Source organism: Echinicola soli (genome assembly GCF_006575665.1).
Taxonomy (GTDB): Bacteria; Bacteroidota; Bacteroidia; order Cytophagales; family Cyclobacteriaceae; genus Echinicola; species Echinicola soli.
In genome coordinates this window covers 1,803,311-1,819,087 of sequence record NZ_CP041253.1, presented here as the reverse complement: position 1 = coordinate 1,819,087, position 15,777 = coordinate 1,803,311, and the positions used below count along the sequence as shown (strand labels likewise).

At 44.9% G+C, this 15,777-nt stretch carries 12 protein-coding genes; 5 read left to right on the top strand and 7 right to left on the bottom strand.

Features of this window, described 5'->3' with window-relative positions; genetic code table 11:
- Positions 1-86: 86 nt before the first annotated feature.
- Positions 87-281 (top strand): hypothetical protein, encoded by a 195-nt coding sequence (locus FKX85_RS07565; RefSeq protein WP_141614154.1) that lies wholly within the window; start codon positions 87-89, stop codon positions 279-281.
- 491 nt (positions 282-772) lie between these two features.
- On the opposite strand, the gene FKX85_RS07560 is transcribed toward FKX85_RS07565, so the two are convergent.
- The 4 genes from FKX85_RS07560 to FKX85_RS07545 form a co-directional block, all read right to left on the bottom strand.
- Positions 773-1,300 (bottom strand): YceI family protein, encoded by a 528-nt coding sequence (locus tag FKX85_RS07560; RefSeq protein WP_141614153.1) that lies wholly within the window; start codon positions 1,298-1,300, stop codon positions 773-775.
- 74 nt (positions 1,301-1,374) lie between these two features.
- Entirely contained in the window at positions 1,375-1,824 is a 450-nt protein-coding gene (locus FKX85_RS07555; RefSeq protein WP_210416915.1) for a MarR family winged helix-turn-helix transcriptional regulator, read from the bottom strand.
- A 178-nt stretch (positions 1,825-2,002) separates the two neighbouring features.
- Positions 2,003-4,525: an ABC transporter permease gene (locus tag FKX85_RS07550; RefSeq protein WP_141614151.1), complete on the bottom strand. Its 2,523-nt coding sequence runs from the start codon at positions 4,523-4,525 to the stop codon at positions 2,003-2,005.
- Positions 4,518-5,195 carry an ABC transporter ATP-binding protein gene (locus tag FKX85_RS07545; RefSeq protein ID WP_141614150.1) on the bottom strand — a complete coding sequence of 226 codons (678 nt, stop codon included), beginning with the start codon at positions 5,193-5,195 and terminating at the stop codon, positions 4,518-4,520. The genes FKX85_RS07550 and FKX85_RS07545 overlap by 8 nt, the downstream gene beginning before the upstream one ends.
- A 189-nt stretch (positions 5,196-5,384) precedes the next feature.
- Here FKX85_RS07545 and FKX85_RS07540 point away from each other — a divergent pair, with 189 nt between their 5' ends.
- The 3 genes from FKX85_RS07540 to FKX85_RS07530 all read left to right on the top strand — a co-directional run bounded on the left by FKX85_RS07540 (position 5,385) and on the right by FKX85_RS07530 (position 9,381).
- A complete protein-coding gene (locus tag FKX85_RS07540) occupies positions 5,385-6,077 on the top strand; it encodes an arylesterase (protein WP_141614149.1) in 693 nt (230 codons plus the stop codon).
- Between the two features lie 839 nt (positions 6,078-6,916).
- Positions 6,917-8,659 carry a GMC oxidoreductase gene (locus FKX85_RS07535; RefSeq protein WP_141614148.1) on the top strand — a complete coding sequence of 581 codons (1,743 nt, stop codon included), beginning with the start codon at positions 6,917-6,919 and terminating at the stop codon, positions 8,657-8,659.
- Positions 8,660-8,670: 11 nt separating this feature from the next.
- Positions 8,671-9,381 carry a gluconate 2-dehydrogenase subunit 3 family protein gene (locus FKX85_RS07530; RefSeq protein ID WP_141614147.1) on the top strand — a complete coding sequence of 237 codons (711 nt, stop codon included), beginning with the start codon at positions 8,671-8,673 and terminating at the stop codon, positions 9,379-9,381.
- A 979-nt stretch (positions 9,382-10,360) separates the two neighbouring features.
- Here FKX85_RS07530 and FKX85_RS07525 read toward each other — a convergent pair.
- Complete coding sequence (locus tag FKX85_RS07525) at positions 10,361-10,810, bottom strand: hypothetical protein (RefSeq protein ID WP_141614146.1); 450 nt, start codon at positions 10,808-10,810, stop codon at positions 10,361-10,363.
- Between the two features lie 252 nt (positions 10,811-11,062).
- Here FKX85_RS07525 and FKX85_RS07520 point away from each other — a divergent pair, with 252 nt between their 5' ends.
- On the top strand, positions 11,063-12,433 hold the full coding sequence (locus FKX85_RS07520) for a Gfo/Idh/MocA family protein (RefSeq protein WP_141614145.1): 1,371 nt from the start codon (positions 11,063-11,065) through the stop codon (positions 12,431-12,433).
- A gap of 384 nt (positions 12,434-12,817) precedes the next feature.
- Here FKX85_RS07520 and FKX85_RS07515 read toward each other — a convergent pair whose 3' ends face one another.
- Together FKX85_RS07515 and FKX85_RS07510 are read right to left on the bottom strand one after the other, a co-directional pair.
- Positions 12,818-14,164, bottom strand: coding sequence for an FGGY-family carbohydrate kinase (locus tag FKX85_RS07515; RefSeq protein WP_141614144.1), 1,347 nt, complete (start codon positions 14,162-14,164; stop codon positions 12,818-12,820).
- Positions 14,165-14,491: 327 nt separating this feature from the next.
- Positions 14,492-15,775, bottom strand: coding sequence for a TIM barrel protein (locus FKX85_RS07510; RefSeq protein ID WP_141614143.1), 1,284 nt, complete (start codon positions 15,773-15,775; stop codon positions 14,492-14,494).
- Positions 15,776-15,777: the final 2 nt, after the last annotated feature.

Here is a 15,777-nt window from a genome sequence, read left to right as displayed (position 1 = left end):
AAATTATACGGGTAGTCAATATAGAAAGAAATTATCATTTTCCCCTGAACAGCCTTTTCATAAGCACCTGTAATTCCCCTTCTCTCATGACAACATTAATCATTTACGCGATCATTTTCCTACTCCTTTTTGGTCATGCCATCATGGCTTCCATGATGTATTCCAAGGTCCATAAGGACGAATCACTCCATATCAGGGAAAAAAACGACTGGAAACTCAAAGCACTGGTCTTTCCGGCATACTACTGGGGCATGTATAAAAGAAGTAAGCATAGTGAGTAGAAGCTGGTAGGCTGGAGATAATAGCAAAGCTGGCTAAACCTGAACACCGAAAGCTGTACAGAGTATTAAGTGATCAGCAGACAGAATCGGCCGTGAACGGAGATCTGGCGTCAAGTTATATTTCAGAGGGAATGTCTTAAGGCTAAACACATAATAAGCAAAGAACCATACTTCCCCTAATCGACTTAGCTGTGCACCCCGCCGCGGCGGGCGATGGCCACTTGAATAGTATTTGCCCCCAACTTTCCGCTTGATCCAATCTATCTGAGCGCCATCCAACAAAATGGCTTCGCCCAGCCTCCGTTATTAAAAAATCAGCGGGTATCTGCTCTATCAGCATCATCAGCGTGCCATAAAACAGTCCCACAGCCCATAACTTTTCGCTTGATGCGTGGCCTGTAGGCTGATCCTCCCAAACCACTTGGAAGTAAAAAAGCCACACCCGGAAACCAGGCATGGCCATTCTAGTGTGTGTATTAAATTAAGTTGGATTATCCTTTTACCAGTTGTACACTGGCCAATATTTTTATGGAATCACCTACGACCACGCTTCCCGCCTCGGTCACTGCATTCCAGGTAAGACCAAATTCCTTTCTGCTGATTTTACCTTCCAGCTCAAAACCAGCCTTGGTATTGCCATAAGGATCCTCGGCCACACCACCAAAATCCACCGCCAGTTCAATGGGTTTTGTGGTATCCTTGATCGTCAAGTCTCCTTTCAACTTATATTCACCTCCTTCATTGGATAAAACTCCATTGGAGAAAGAAAGTTTTGGGAATTTTTCCGCATCGAAGAAATCAGCAGATTTCAAGTGCGCATCCCGATCACTTTGATTCGTGTCGACGCTATTGATATTGGTTGAAAATTCCACTTTGGCACCATTAAAATCATCAGCGGGCACCTCGGCAGCTCCTTCAAATTCCTTGAATTTTCCGGTTACCGTAGAAATCACCAAGTGCTTTACCTTAAAGTTGATTTCTGAGTGGGTAGGGTCGATAGTCCATTTTACAGTACTCATAACATATTGAATTTTATAGTTTTATAATATTAGTTTTTACACTTAATGTCTATACATATATATAACGAAATTTTTTATCCCCTTAGTTTATCAAGCAGGGAATTTAATACGACAACCTCCTCATTATCAAGACCGATCACCTCATGATTAAATTTTTGGATATCCCCATCCAGCTGATCCAGCAACTGTCTACCTTTTGGCGTAATCGTTATATCCACTTGCCTTCTGTCCGAAGGGCATTCCTTTCTTTCAGCAAGGCCCTTTTGTTTGAGTTTCTCTACCAATCTGGAGGCATTGGACATTTTGTTTAGCATCCTGTCCTGGATAGATGATACCGTGATGGGCTCAGGATGGTGACCTCGCAAAATACGTAACACATTATATTGCTCTGGTGAAAGGCCATGTGGCTTAAAGAGTTTTCCTTGCCGGGTCACGATATAACTCTGTGTGTATAGAATATTAACGACAACCTTGTTGTACTCACTCTTAAAGTTTTTTTGTTTTATCTCTTCCTCCAGTCTCATGATTTTACTTTGTCTTTGTATCTAATGTATATACATTTAATACACCTAAAAAGTTTCATTTAGAACAAAATAATTTTATTCTATTCAAGATTTTTGATCAGGGGAATATAAGCAAGCTTATTATCATTAGTCAAGCAGACCAACCACTAAACCGTATTAACGCTTTCCTCCAGCTGTCTTAATTCCCCCTTAGAATCTCCATTGGAGGTTTATTGATAATATTTCGTCCATTCAGCCAACCTAGTAAAACCGTCAGTAAGGTAATGACCACATAAATGGCCAAAGCACTTCCCCAAGCTAATCTCACTGGAAATTCAAACACAAAAACACTCAGTAAAGCCGTCGCTACAAAAGACAGCAGGATGCCGCTTAAAGACGCCAAGCTTCCTAAAAAGAAATATTCCAGAGTATTGATTTTACGTACCACATGGCTACTTGCCCCCAAGGTCCTGAGCAGGATACTTTCCCGCATCCGTTGGTACTTGCTGATGATCAGGGAGCTGATCAATACCAAAATCCCGGTCACAATACTGAATAGCGCCATAAACTGGATCACGAAACTGATCTTGCCCAATATTTCTTCCAGCGTATCCACGATCATGCCGAGGTTGATCACCGAAATATTAGGAAAGGCCCTGACGATTTCGTTTTGCACCCTGGCGGCTTGTTCGTCGGTGTTGGATTTGGTAATGACCACATGGAATTTGGGTGCTTTTTCCAAAACGTTTTCAGGGAAAAGCACCAGAAAATTGGTGGATACTTTTCGGAAATTCACTTCCCTGAAGCTCCCAACATAGGTTTTGAGAGGCCTTCCCTGCACATTAAACACAATTTCATCGCCCAGTTCCACACCGGCCCGCTCAGCATAACCCTGGTCAAAGGAAACAAAGATGCTGTCTCCAGTCTGGGTCACTTTATGCAGCTTTCCGGCTGCCAGTGTTTCTGAACTTATCAATGAATCCCGATATGTCACCCTAAATTCACGATTATATAGTCTATTGGATTTTTGCTCCTCTTCCGGCAAATCACTGTTTTCGGACTTGTCCAGCCCGTTGATTTCATCCATCCGCATCGTGACGATAGGGACCTCCTGCATGATGGGCAAATCTTCAGCCCGCACTGCTTCCTTGACACCCTCTACTTGAGAAGTTTGGATATCGAAAAACAACATGTTTGGCTGGTCCTCCTTATCGGCAAATTTCACTTGGTCCAGCAACTGGTTCTGCACAAAAAACAAGGTAGAAATCATCGCTGTTCCAAGGCCAATAGTAGCAATCAGGGAAATGGTCTGGTTGTTTGGACGGTACAGATTGGCCAGCGACTGCCGGACCGGATATGCCAGCGACAAGGGCAAAAATCGTCTGATCAGCCACATCACGCCTGTACCTACGATCCAGAGCACACCGAAAGCCAATAGTACAAAACCCGTGAAGCCAAGTGCTTCTTCCCAACCGTCCAGTAAGGTCATGCTAAAACCAAACACAAACAGGGTAATTGCCAGCATTACGGCCCATCTCCAAGGATCCTTAACGAAATTGACCAGCTCTGCATCCGTCCGCAAGGTCATCATGGGCGAAACATTCCGGATCTTCAGCAACGGAAGCAACGCAAACAAAATAGATATGCACAATCCAGTAACGACACCAAAAACCAAGGCTGACCAAGATACCTGAACGGTCACGTCCACGGGAAGAAAGTCACTGAACACTTCTGGCAGGATAAATTGGATCAAGGTCCCCAAAAAGGCTCCTAAAACAGACCCTACCAACCCCATAATCATAATCTGCAGCAGGTAAATCAAAAAGGTGTCGGTAGAAGAAACCCCAAGACAACGTAATACCGCCACGGAAGGAAGCTTTTCTTTGGCAAAAACATTCACGGCACTTGCCACGCCCACGCACCCAAGCAGCAGCGCAATAAAAGCCACCAGGCTGAGAAAATCCGATAAATTTGCAAATGACCTCCCTGTCCTTTCTTTTCTTTCCTTGACTGTATCATCATCGATATGAGCCTCCTCCCACTCATCCTCAAACGGCTCAATGAGCTTTTCCACATCCACCTGCTCACTGAAGCTGTAATAGCGTGAATAATTAATCCGGCTTCCATACTGGATAAGCCCCGTTTCTTCAGCAAATGTTTTGGGAATATAGACCACGGGAGCTACGGTGGCTGTAATGCCGTTTTGGCCGGGGGCCGCATGCAGTTCTCCGGAAATGACGAAAGTGACCTTTCCTACTTTTATACTGTCACCAACTTCAGCACCAAACTGATCCATAAGGATTTTCTCTACCAAAGCCTTTTTGGTTCCATCTCGGAATTCCTGTTCAGCGGCCGTTGGCATGGTTTCCAGCTTGCCATAAAACGGAAAAGCCCCATCTAATGCCCTCACCTGCACCAATCGGCTTTCTCCGCTTTTGGGGAAAGCCACCATACTGGCAAAATTGATCTCCGATGCCATTTCATTGGCCATGGTATCCAATGCCTGCTCGCCCAGGGGCTGGTTGTTTTCCAGCACTAAATCCGCTCCTAAGAGCTCCTTGGCCTGGTTATCGATATCGTTTTCAAGGTTGTCGCCAAACGAACTGATGGCCACCAAAGCGGCTATACCAATCACAATGGAGGAGACAAACAATAGTAGCTTGGCCTTGTTCTGTCTAAAATCCCGCAAGGCCATTTTTAGGATCCACAAAAATCTATGCATGCTGCTCTTCTTGTATCTTGCCACCTTTGATATGAATGATCCTGTTGGTTTGTGCGGCCAGGTCCGTGTCATGGGTCACTAGGATCAGCGTGGTTCCCAATGCTTTGTTCAGGTCGAAAATCAGGCTTTCGACCAATTCCCCTGTTTCAGTATCCAGGTTACCGGTGGGCTCATCGGCAAAGAGGATTTTCGGTTCATTGGCAAAAGCCCTGGCAATGGACACCCGCTGCTGCTCTCCCCCTGAAAGCTGCGTAGGATAATGCGTCGTCCGATCCCCCAAGCCCACTTGATGAAGCAGCTCCATCGCCTTTTCCTTAGCGTCTTTTCGCTGCTTAAGTTCCATGGGCACCATGACGTTTTCCAGTGCTGTGAGGGTGGGCAATAGCTGGAAATTCTGAAAAATAAATCCAATTTCTTTACTCCTTATGGCAGCCCGCTGGTCTTCAGAAAGTCCTTCCAGTCGGTGCCCACTCAGCTGGACACTACCGGAAGTGGCACTGTCCAGCCCCGCACAAAGCCCGAGCAACGTGGTCTTTCCACTGCCGGAAGGGCCGACAATGGCAATGCTGTCGCCTGCCTCCACACTCAGGTTTACATCATCTAAAACGGTAAGCTTCCTCAAACCGCTTTGGTAAACTTTGCTTACATTTTCTACAGAAAGTATGGCCATATAAATGGGTGTGATTAAAATTGTTGGTATTGAAACAAATAGGGCCTGTTTTTTGGTTGTATCCAATATAGCCTGATTATTTCTTGAAATTGTATGGGCTTAAAGCGAAAATTAATCAATTTTAGGGATTGGGTATCGCTTATTCAATAACTATATAAATCGTAATTCCGTCTCAATAAGTTTCATATCATGAATAAAATACGCGTAATTTCTCTTTTGTCCGTGTTCTTTTTAGGGGCTTTTGGTGCTATCTCATGCAATGAAAGCCAGAAGACATCCGGGAAGGAAGCATCTTACGACGCCAAGGTGGATGAAAAAAGTGAAGGGACACAGAAAACCGTGCTCTTTTTTGGGGACAGCATGACGGCTGGATATGGTGTCGATCAAGACGAGGCTTTCCCTGCACTGGTCCAAGAAAAAATCGATAGTCTGGGAATGGATTATAAAGTCATTAACGGGGGGCTCAGCGGAGAAACTTCCGCCAGCGGATTGAGCAGAATTGATTGGTTTTTGGAAGAAAAGCCTGATATTTTCATCCTGGAGCTCGGCGGAAATGACGGACTCCGTGGCATCAAACTTTCCGCCACCAAAGAAAACCTGCAAAGTATCATCGACAAGGTCCGAGAAGAATATCCTGCTACCAAGATCATCTTGGCAGGAATGCAGATCCCTCCTAATATGGGCGAAAAATACACAACCGATTTCAAGGAAATCTTTCCAAATCTCGCAGAGGAAAATGACGTGGTCTTGATTCCCTTTTTACTGGAAAATGTAGGAGGCAATCCGGCCCTTAACCAGCCTGACGGCATTCATCCCACAGCAGAAGGACATAAAGTAGTAGCAGAAACAGTCTGGAAGTATTTACAGCCGGTGCTAAGATAGAATAAAGATAATAGATATCAGACATGAGACAAAAGTTGTCCCGCTGTCTGCGGCCTGTCCCTGACAGCGGATAGAGGTTGGACAGGACCGGAGCTTGTGGTAGTTTGTAACTGCCCCTTCAATTACAGAGCAGTTTTCAATTGGCGAAATTTAATACTTGAATGTCAAAACGGTCCCCGCTGAAAACATCAAATTTTCAACAAATAGGGCTCTAGAAAGGAGGGTATCCAATGATAAATCATGGCTGCTCTGGGAGAGCAGTACTGATCAACAGTAAGAGAAATAATAAAGTGAGCTTGGATGTAATCATCGAATCATTCATTTGCAACAGTCAAAATTCGCTACTCATTGACCATCTTCCCCAGCATCTCTTTTATTCGACAAGAGGAGCATTTCATGGCCTTTCCATCACAAGCCATATTTTCGAAAATGAAATTCCATCCTAATAAACCCATTCAATGTGAAAATCAAAAAAACAACCTGTGCAGGAATACAAAAAATAATTTACCCATAAGATCATCTAATCAATAGGGAACAGATTTACACATTCTTCAAAAAGAAATTACTTTACATCCATATCTCGCAAAATCACTGCACCACCTTTATAAATTACGTAATTTATAAAGGTTTTAAATGATATCTTTTTAACAACTAAACCCTTTTAGCCAATTATATTTTTAGTATATTTCTTGCCTGAAACAATAGAGGCATGGCGATCTAACCCGCCCAACCATCAGCTGAAGTATATTCTTTAGTTAAAAGCATTCTAAAAAGGGCGAGCCTCTTTGCTTTTGGGAAAAATTCACATAATTTGAGAGACAATCACAAAATAATTACACATGAGTTTTCAGATAAAATCGTCCGGTGAAGCGTACGATGTCATCATCGTCGGTTCCGGAGCCGGGGGAGGAATGGCCTCCAAGATTCTTTCGGAGGCTGGATTTTCCGTGGCCGTAGTAGAGGCCGGAGCAGATTTTGATCCAGCGAAAGAAGAAGATCGTACCCAGTTACGGCCACCTTGGGAATCTCCCAGGAGAGGGGCCAGTACCCAAAACAGACCGTTCGGGGATTTTGATGCAGCGATCGGCGGCTGGGACATTGATGGTGAACCTTATACCTTTGAAGGGGATACCAAATTTGATTGGTTCCGTTCCAGAATGGTTGGTGGACGTACCAATCACTGGGGAAGGATTTCCCTTCGGTTCGGGCCAAACGATTTTAAACGAAAAGACATTGACGGACTGGGAGACAACTGGCCCATCGGCTATAATGACCTCAAACCCTATTACGATAAGGTAGACCAACTTATTGGAGTTTTTGGTTCCAAAGAAGGCATTTATAACGAGCCGGACGGCTTCTTCCTCCCTCCTCCAAAGCCTCGTCTGCACGAGCTGTACATCAAAAAAGGAGCCGATAAGATCAACGTCCCTGTGATTCCCTCCAGACTTTCGATCCTTACCAAGCCGATCAATAATGAGCGTGGGGCTTGCTTCTTTTGTAACCAGTGTAACCGCGCCTGCCAGGCCTATGCAGATTTTTCTTCTGGTACCTGTCTGGTAAAACCGGCCATGAAAAAGGGGAAAGTGGATCTCTTCACTTATGCCATGGTGCGTAAGGTGACCACTGATGAGAAAGGAAATGCCACGGGTGTTTCTTACATCAGCAAAGTGGATATGAAAGAATACAAACTCCGTTCACGTGTTGTGGTTTTGGGTGCTTCTGCCTGTGAATCTGCCCGTATCATGCTCAACTCCAAATCCAAAAGCCATCCTGACGGACTGGGCAATGGCAGTGGCATGATCGGACACTACCTGCACGATTCGACAGGATCTGATCGCATGGGCTTTATCCCAGGCATGCTCGACAGGAAAAAATACAATGAAGACGGTGTCGGTGGCATGCATGTTTACACCCCTTGGTGGCTTGACAATAGCAAACTGGACTTTGCCCGTGGATACCATATCGAGTACTGGGGTGGCATGAGCATGCCAGGTTACGGCTTCGGCTTTGGCATGGACACCATCCGGCAGCATATCAAAGATGAATTTGGCAACCCCGGCACCAATGGTGGCTATGGAGCGGGGCTGAAAAAGGATATCAGGTCCTATTTCGGCACCATGGTAGGCATGTCCGGTCGTGGAGAAAGTATCCCCAGGTATGAAAACTACTGCGAGATCGATAACAGCACGGTAGATAAATACGGTATTCCGGTATTGAAATTCAATTATAACTGGACAGACCAGGAGATCAACCAGGCCAAGCACATGCATGAAACCTTCGAAGAAGTGCTTTCCAATGCTGGTGCAGTGATTTATGGAAAAAAACCAGGCCCAGAGACCAAATATGGCCTGCTGACTCCGGGTAGGATCATTCACGAAGTGGGTACCACCCGAATGGGCAACGATCCTAAAACCTCTGTGTTGAACAGTAACTGTCAGGCACACGAATGTAAAAACCTTTTTGTGGTCGATGGCGGTCCATTTGTGTCACAAGCAGACAAAAACCCTACATGGACCATTCTGGCCCTTGCCTGGAGAACTTCTGATTACATTGTAAGTGAATTGAAAAAGAAAAACATTTAAAGAACAGGACGATGAATAGAAGAGAAAATTTAAAACTGTTATTCACAGGTTCTTTAGCAACGGGCTTTTTTATGACCGGCTGCGGTCCTGAAGCACCAAAGGAAGTAGTTCACGCCCCCAAAATCGGTGATGGCACCAAATGGGGCCGTACCCCTGAAGAAATGGCACTTAATGCCGCACTGAAGAAAGAAGAGTTTTTCACAGAGGATGAGATGAAAAAACTGCATTATCTCGTGGATGTCATTATTCCTAAAGATGATGTGTCAGGAAGCGCTTCAGAGGCTGGGGTTCCGGATTTTATTGAGTTTATCGTCAAGGATATGCCAACATATAAAACTCCGATGCGCGGTGGTTTGATGTGGCTGGACACACAGGCTGAGGACCGATATGGCAAGCCTTTCATGGAGGCCAGCGAGGACGAGCGTATCAAGATTATTGATGATATTGCCTATCCGGATAAGGCAAAGCCAGAAATGGAAAGAGGTGTAACATTCTTCAATACCTTGAGAAATCTCGCAGCCACAGGCTTCTTCACTTCACCAGAAGGCTTTAAAGACCTGGATTACAAAGGAAACACACCAAACGTATGGACCGGTGTCCCGGATGATGTGATGGCCAAACACGGCTTCAAACTGGAAGAAAAATATATCCCAATATATATGAATCCTGACACCAGGCACACCCTGGCCCAATGGGATGATGAAGGTAATTTAATTGGTTAATTGTTTGTTTTGGATGTGGAAAGGCCATCTGTTTCGGCAGATGGCTTTTTTTATTCATCTAATACTCAAAATATAGAACGCTGATGACACAGATCCCGCAAATCTAACTTCCCTCAGGGAGATTATACGGGACCAAGCAATATTTCTGGGGGATGAGTGATTTCCAGGTGGCTATGGTAAGCATAGTCCTCTTTAATTTAGCAATAGGAATGTGTGCCCTATTAACCTAAATTCGATTATAAAATCAGTATAAATCCGTCACGGTAGCGGAGTGAAGCAACCTCGTTTTCTTAATACGGGATTGCCACGTTCCCGATAGCTCGGGACAGGCTATACTTCCTCGCTATGATGGATTGGTATCGATTTTATGGACGAACTCAGGTTACTAAGTTCTCAGACGATATACGGGAAGGGGTTAAAGAGATGAAGTTGGTCAGATAGGGAAAAATAAAGGCTCAGGCTGCAAGGGAATTGATGGATGAATCATAAAATCAAAGCTATTCCCAAATTTGAACTGGAACTCAAAAAACTATATGAGTCTCCGCAATCATACACGTAGCCAAGCATAAATGAATAAATTGTGTTTCCGTCCTTTTATTCAGGTGTAAAATTGCTTTCAATAGGTCTTCATGAATCTATGCATTTCCATTGATGAAAAGGACGGAAAATCCAGTCCGGTGGTGAGCCCTTTAAATTGGGAAAAATAAGTTTTCCAGTGAGGACAATACGTTACCCAATTTAATCTAAGAAAACTGCTCCGGCCTGAAAATGAATGGATCTCGCTGTTCCACGACACGAGCTAATTCATTTTCTTAACGGCCTGCTCATTTTTCTTAAACCGGTCTCACCAAGGGCCTTCCTTAACTTTCCAAATCACATTTTATAATGGTACCACTACGTGTAAAATTACCGATAGTCATTAAAAACTAAAGAAGAAATCCCCATCCCTTAATTTTCCAATTTTTAATCTTTCAATTCTCTAGGGCTCCACCCGCTCGAAGACCATTCTCCCTTTCTTCTCACTCCCATTGACCAAAGGGACAAGTACCAGTTGGCGTACATCCAATTCGAGAATTTTAGCCCGTTTGTCTCTCTTAGCTCCTATTTCGGTAATCGTAAGAAGGGAGTCCCTCAGCGCGTACGAGGCTTTTCGCTCTACCACAGAGCCATTTCTGAGGTCAGTGAAAAATAAACTGTCCCGGCCAGTAAAATGATAAAAGGTATTTTCCATCAAACGGTCAATCTTCCGGTCCATACCCTCCCGGACTTGGGGAGTAGCATTCACATAGCGGTCTGATTGCCGTATTTCTTCGATGGCATCATAATGTTTGAGCTGCCATTGCCCGGTCAATAAAGCAGTGTCAAGCTCCTGACAAAAAGCTACCTGACCAATAAAGACCAATCCCAAAATCAGCAATAATTTCCTCATTTATTTTCACAGTGACGGTTACCATGAAAACACCGAAAATAACGTGCCATAAATTAGAAGATTTGAGAAATATAAAATTGAAAAATTGGTTCCATGCCGATATTTTCGGCCTTCGGGTTTCAGCATTTTACTTGATCTGCCATCCGGCATCCATACACCATCCACCATTCATGTATTTCCTCCAAATACAGGACAGTTAAAACCAACCTTTTCATTATATTATATCACGTAATAACAATAACCCAAAACATCATGTCAGATCACGTTACCGACCTTAACAGAAGAAAATTCATGACCAAGACCGGAGCCCTCGCAGCCGGTTCCTTTTTTATCCATCCCATCGCCAAAGCCTTGCACTTACGGGAAAATCCTGCCGTAAAACTACGTGTAGCACTGGTAGGCACCGGAATCAGGGGCACCAGCATGTTTGGCAGAAGTGTCGTGGAAGATTATCCTGATGAAGTGGAATTTGTAGGTCTGTCCGACATTAATGAAGGGCGCCTTGCTTATGGAAAAAAATACATCGGTGCAGACTGCCCTACCTTTGTGGACTTTGACGAAATGATGGCCACTGTGAAGCCTGATGTGCTCATCGTTACTACCATGGACAGCACGCACGATCAGTTTATCATCAAAGGCCTGGAAGCCGGGGCCAATGTCATCACCGAAAAGCCCATGACCACTGATGAGGTCAAATGCCAGAACATCCTGAATGCCGAACGACGAACCGGAAAACAGGTGATCGTTACTTTTAATTACCGGTACAGTCCACATCGCCAAAAAATCTATGAACTTCTCCATGGCGGAGAAATCGGCACGGTCACTTCGGTGGATTTTCATTGGTACCTGGATACCGATCATGGTGCCTCCTATTTCAGACGCTGGCACGGATACCGCGATAAGGGCGGTACTTTGCTGGTTCACAAGGCTACCCACCACTTTGACCTGCTCAATTGGTGGCTAGATTCCGATCCCGAGGAAGTTTTTGCCTATGGAAAGCTGGAATTTTACGGCAAAAACGGCCCCTTTCGCCATACCAACTGCCGTCCATGCCCACATAAAAGCCAATGTAACTTCTACTGGGACATCACCCAAAGCGAACGGCTAACCAATCTGTACACTGACAATGAACAGTATGATGGCTATCTCCGTGATGGCTGTGTCTATCGGGAAGATATCGATATCTATGATAAAATGGCCGTGCAGATCCGGTATATGAACCAGGTACAGGTCAGCTACTCCCTGACTACCTACTCTCCCTATGAGGGCTACCGCATCGCCTTTAACGGCACCAAAGGCCGTCTGGAGGCCTGGATCAAGGAAAGTCAGCCTTGGGAAGTAGAACCTGCCGATGAACTCCGCCTGACCAAAAACTTCGGTGAATCAGAAATCATCACCATCCCCCATTCCGGTGGAGGCCATGGTGGCGGGGATACCCGGCTAAAAGACAAGCTCTTCAAGGACCCCGATATGGCCGACCCCTACCGCCAGTCTGCCGGTACCCGGGACGGCGCCATGTCCATCCTGATCGGAATCGCCGCGCGAAAAAGCATTGAGAGCCAAAAACCAGTCAAAGTCGCTGATCTCGTGGATATCAAATTGCAGGCGAAAAGACCAAAATGAACCATAGCCATGAAAGCATGAATAAATAAGTCATTCGTGCTTTCGTGGTTTAAAAAGCCCATCTGCAGTTAAACGTAAGTCATAATTTCCCAGAAATATAATTTGATCCAAGCCCATACCATACACCGTTTATAAATCAATCTTCGTCAAAATATGACCTATAAATAGTGGTTTTATTGATCAATGTAGAATCTTCTCATGTTCCAGTCTAAGTCTGAAGACTTCGACCAAGATCAAAAAATCACAACTACAAATAATACACAGCTCAAACCTCCCCCATTGGTCCAAGTCTCCAGACTTGTGACCTATATTCCCTTAAATCTGCAGACTTCTATCTCTTCTTTTTTAGATATAAAATTCGTGATAATCCGTGTAATTCGTGGACTACACCATCTTCTTCTCACTGGCATCCAATACCAATGCAGCCCCATAAGCGGACCCCAAAGGAAAGTCGGAAAACACCAGCTCATAATCCGGCAGGTAATGTCTGAGCAGCTCCATAAACACCTCATTGTGCACAAAACCTCCATCAATGAATACCTTTCGAATGGAAGAGTTGCCCTGTGCGAGCTTCAGCGAGGCCACCTGTAGCAAGCTTAGCCCCCAAATCAGATGGTGATAGGCCTCTTCAAAACTGTCAAATGCCTCAGGTTTCCAATCATTTCCTCGATAAAGCGATCTCACCAATGGTGTCTCAGCGATATACTTGGGATAAAAAGTATTGCTGGCTTTTCCATCTTTGATCTCCTGAATGATGGACGGATCAGCAGGTACGGTCTTGTAATATTTATCAGGCTTGCCAAAAAACTTATTGATCCTGTCAATCTGGTAATTGAATTCATATCCCATGAAGAAGCGAGATGCCTTCACTGGATTGCCATCGATACTGAGAAAATTGAGGCAATCATTATGTAATTCATCTTGTGTCAACGGATCTTGGGTAAATGGATTGAGAGAAATGCTCCAAGTGCCCGTGCTGATCAACAGAAAAGGCTCCTTCTCCCTGACCAAATATGAAGCCAGCGCAGACGAACTATCATGAATACCGACGCCAATATCCACTTTTCGGCCACACAGCTCTGCTGAGTACAATTGACCAGTCGATGCGATCTCCGGAAGCACTCGATCGATACCTTCTTGCTTTACCCAATCATGATAATGACCTTTTTGGAAGTTCCATAGCCGCGTGTGACAGCCGATGGAAGTAGGTTCACTCACGGCCTTCCCCGTAAACAGGTAACTGAGGTATTGGGGAAAATGCAGGGAATACTGAATTCTGGCAAACAGCTCAGGTCTGGTCTTCTTCAGCCAATACAGCTGCAAACCGGAATTTAACATCCCCAGGGAAGGTGAGGCTGTCTCCACATTATTGGTTTCCTCCGGATACTGCCGATAAAATTCATTGATGATTTCTGCAGGAATTTCCTTCAGGTAATTGTACAGGGGAGTCAATGGCTGACCGTCTTCCCCGATATGGACAAAAGAAGCACCATAAGTAGAAAAATTGATCCCCTTAAGCTCAACGTCCGGCGATTGGCAGATTTTTTCCACCGTGGATTTAATCCATTCGGTCAATGCTGCCAGGTCATCACATTCAACACCATCCTCATCCACTGTCAAAGGTATCTTGTTATACTCCTGCTTGATTTCATTGGTCTGTTCATCAAACAGAAAGAACTTCTTGTTGGTTTTTCCTATATCAAATATGGCGATTACCGGTATTGGCGTCATGGGGTAAGTTAATTAAACTTCACGTTAGAAGTAAGTAATTCAAAACCGGCAATCCAGTTCAATTTTTCAGAAGAAAATTTTCAAACCTATTAAACCCTTGAAAAAAGAGATGAACGGATCGCCGGAATTTGAAGTAATGGTATGAATCTATTTTAGCATATGTTCGAAGGTTAACCCTTCTTCCAAGTGTTATTGCGAGGAGTTGGTGAGAAAGCAATCTCGTATTTAAAACCGGGGATTGCTTCGTCGTCCTACATCCTCCCTGTCTATGGCACCAGACGAGCCCATTTGGTGACAGGCAGGCTCACAATGACGTTAAACAGGCTGTTAAAGCCCCGTAGAAATGACTTTCTCACCACGCTGAGTAATCAGTTCCTTGCGGACATTAAGTCTTCGATAAGCTCCTATTGGGTCCAAGGCTCCTTCAGCTTGTAACCTGGCTTCCGCCAATAGCGGACGTACATCTGTACGATAGGCAGCTTGAAGAATCTCCTGGGCCAAGGCCGGATCATTGTTTTCCCTTGCCTCTTCCAATGCTGTACGATCCACCAACAGTGCTTGTGCATAGGCCAGCTTAATGGCTTCCAACGATTGCAATAAATCCTCCAAGGGATCCTTCAGGTTATGGCTGGCATCGATCATCCAAGCTGGATAAGGATTATCGGAAGAAGGGTCTTCCATGCCGTCCACCAGTTCATTGAAGATCAAAAACAGCTGATACGGCTTCAGTGCCCCTACGGTCACGTCATCATCGCCGTATTTGGAGTCATTGAAATGAAAACCGCCCAGTTTGCCCACCATCATCAGGGTCGCTACGATCTGCTCGATATTGGTATTGGGCAGGTGATGGCCAAGATCCACCAAACTGTACGCACGATCACCCAACTTATCGGCCAGCATATGGGAGGTGCCCCAATCCTGAATAACAGTCGAATAGAAATTTGGCTCATAAGGCTTGTATTCCACAAACAGCTTCCAGTCAGCAGGCATGCCTGCATAAATTTCCTGTAGTGACTCCAAGGTTCTTTGGAACGCCTTCTTGAAATTTAGCTGGCCGGGGAAAGAAGATCCATCTGCCAACCATACCGTCAGTGACTTGGAACCCAGCGCATCACCGTACTTGATTACCTCAAGGTTATGGTTAACAGCCTGTTTTCTGACTTCCTTGTCTGCATGGCAAAGCGAACCAAATTTATAGGAATGCTCCTGGTCTGGCTGGTCCTGAAAAGTATTGGAATTTACCGCATCAAAGATCAATCCATGTGAAGCGGCCAATTCCTTGGTAGCTTGTACATCCTCAGGAATATCCCACGGAATATGCAGGGAGATCGCACCGGCAGATTTGCTTAGCTGATGCAGCAAGCCTACATCGGCGATCTTGTCCTCTAAGGTACCCGGCTCACCGCCTCCGGAAAACCTCCCGAAGCGGGTGCCACCGGTACCGAGTGCCCAGCTGGGTACGGCTACCTGAAACTCCTTCAGCTTTTCTACGATGGCTTTGCTGTCAAAACCCTTTCTTCCCAGTACATCGCTCAAATGATCAAAACTCTCCCGGTGTTCCGGAAGAGCTTGATCGTTAAGCTGTTTTATTTTTTGCTTGTCTATTCGCATAA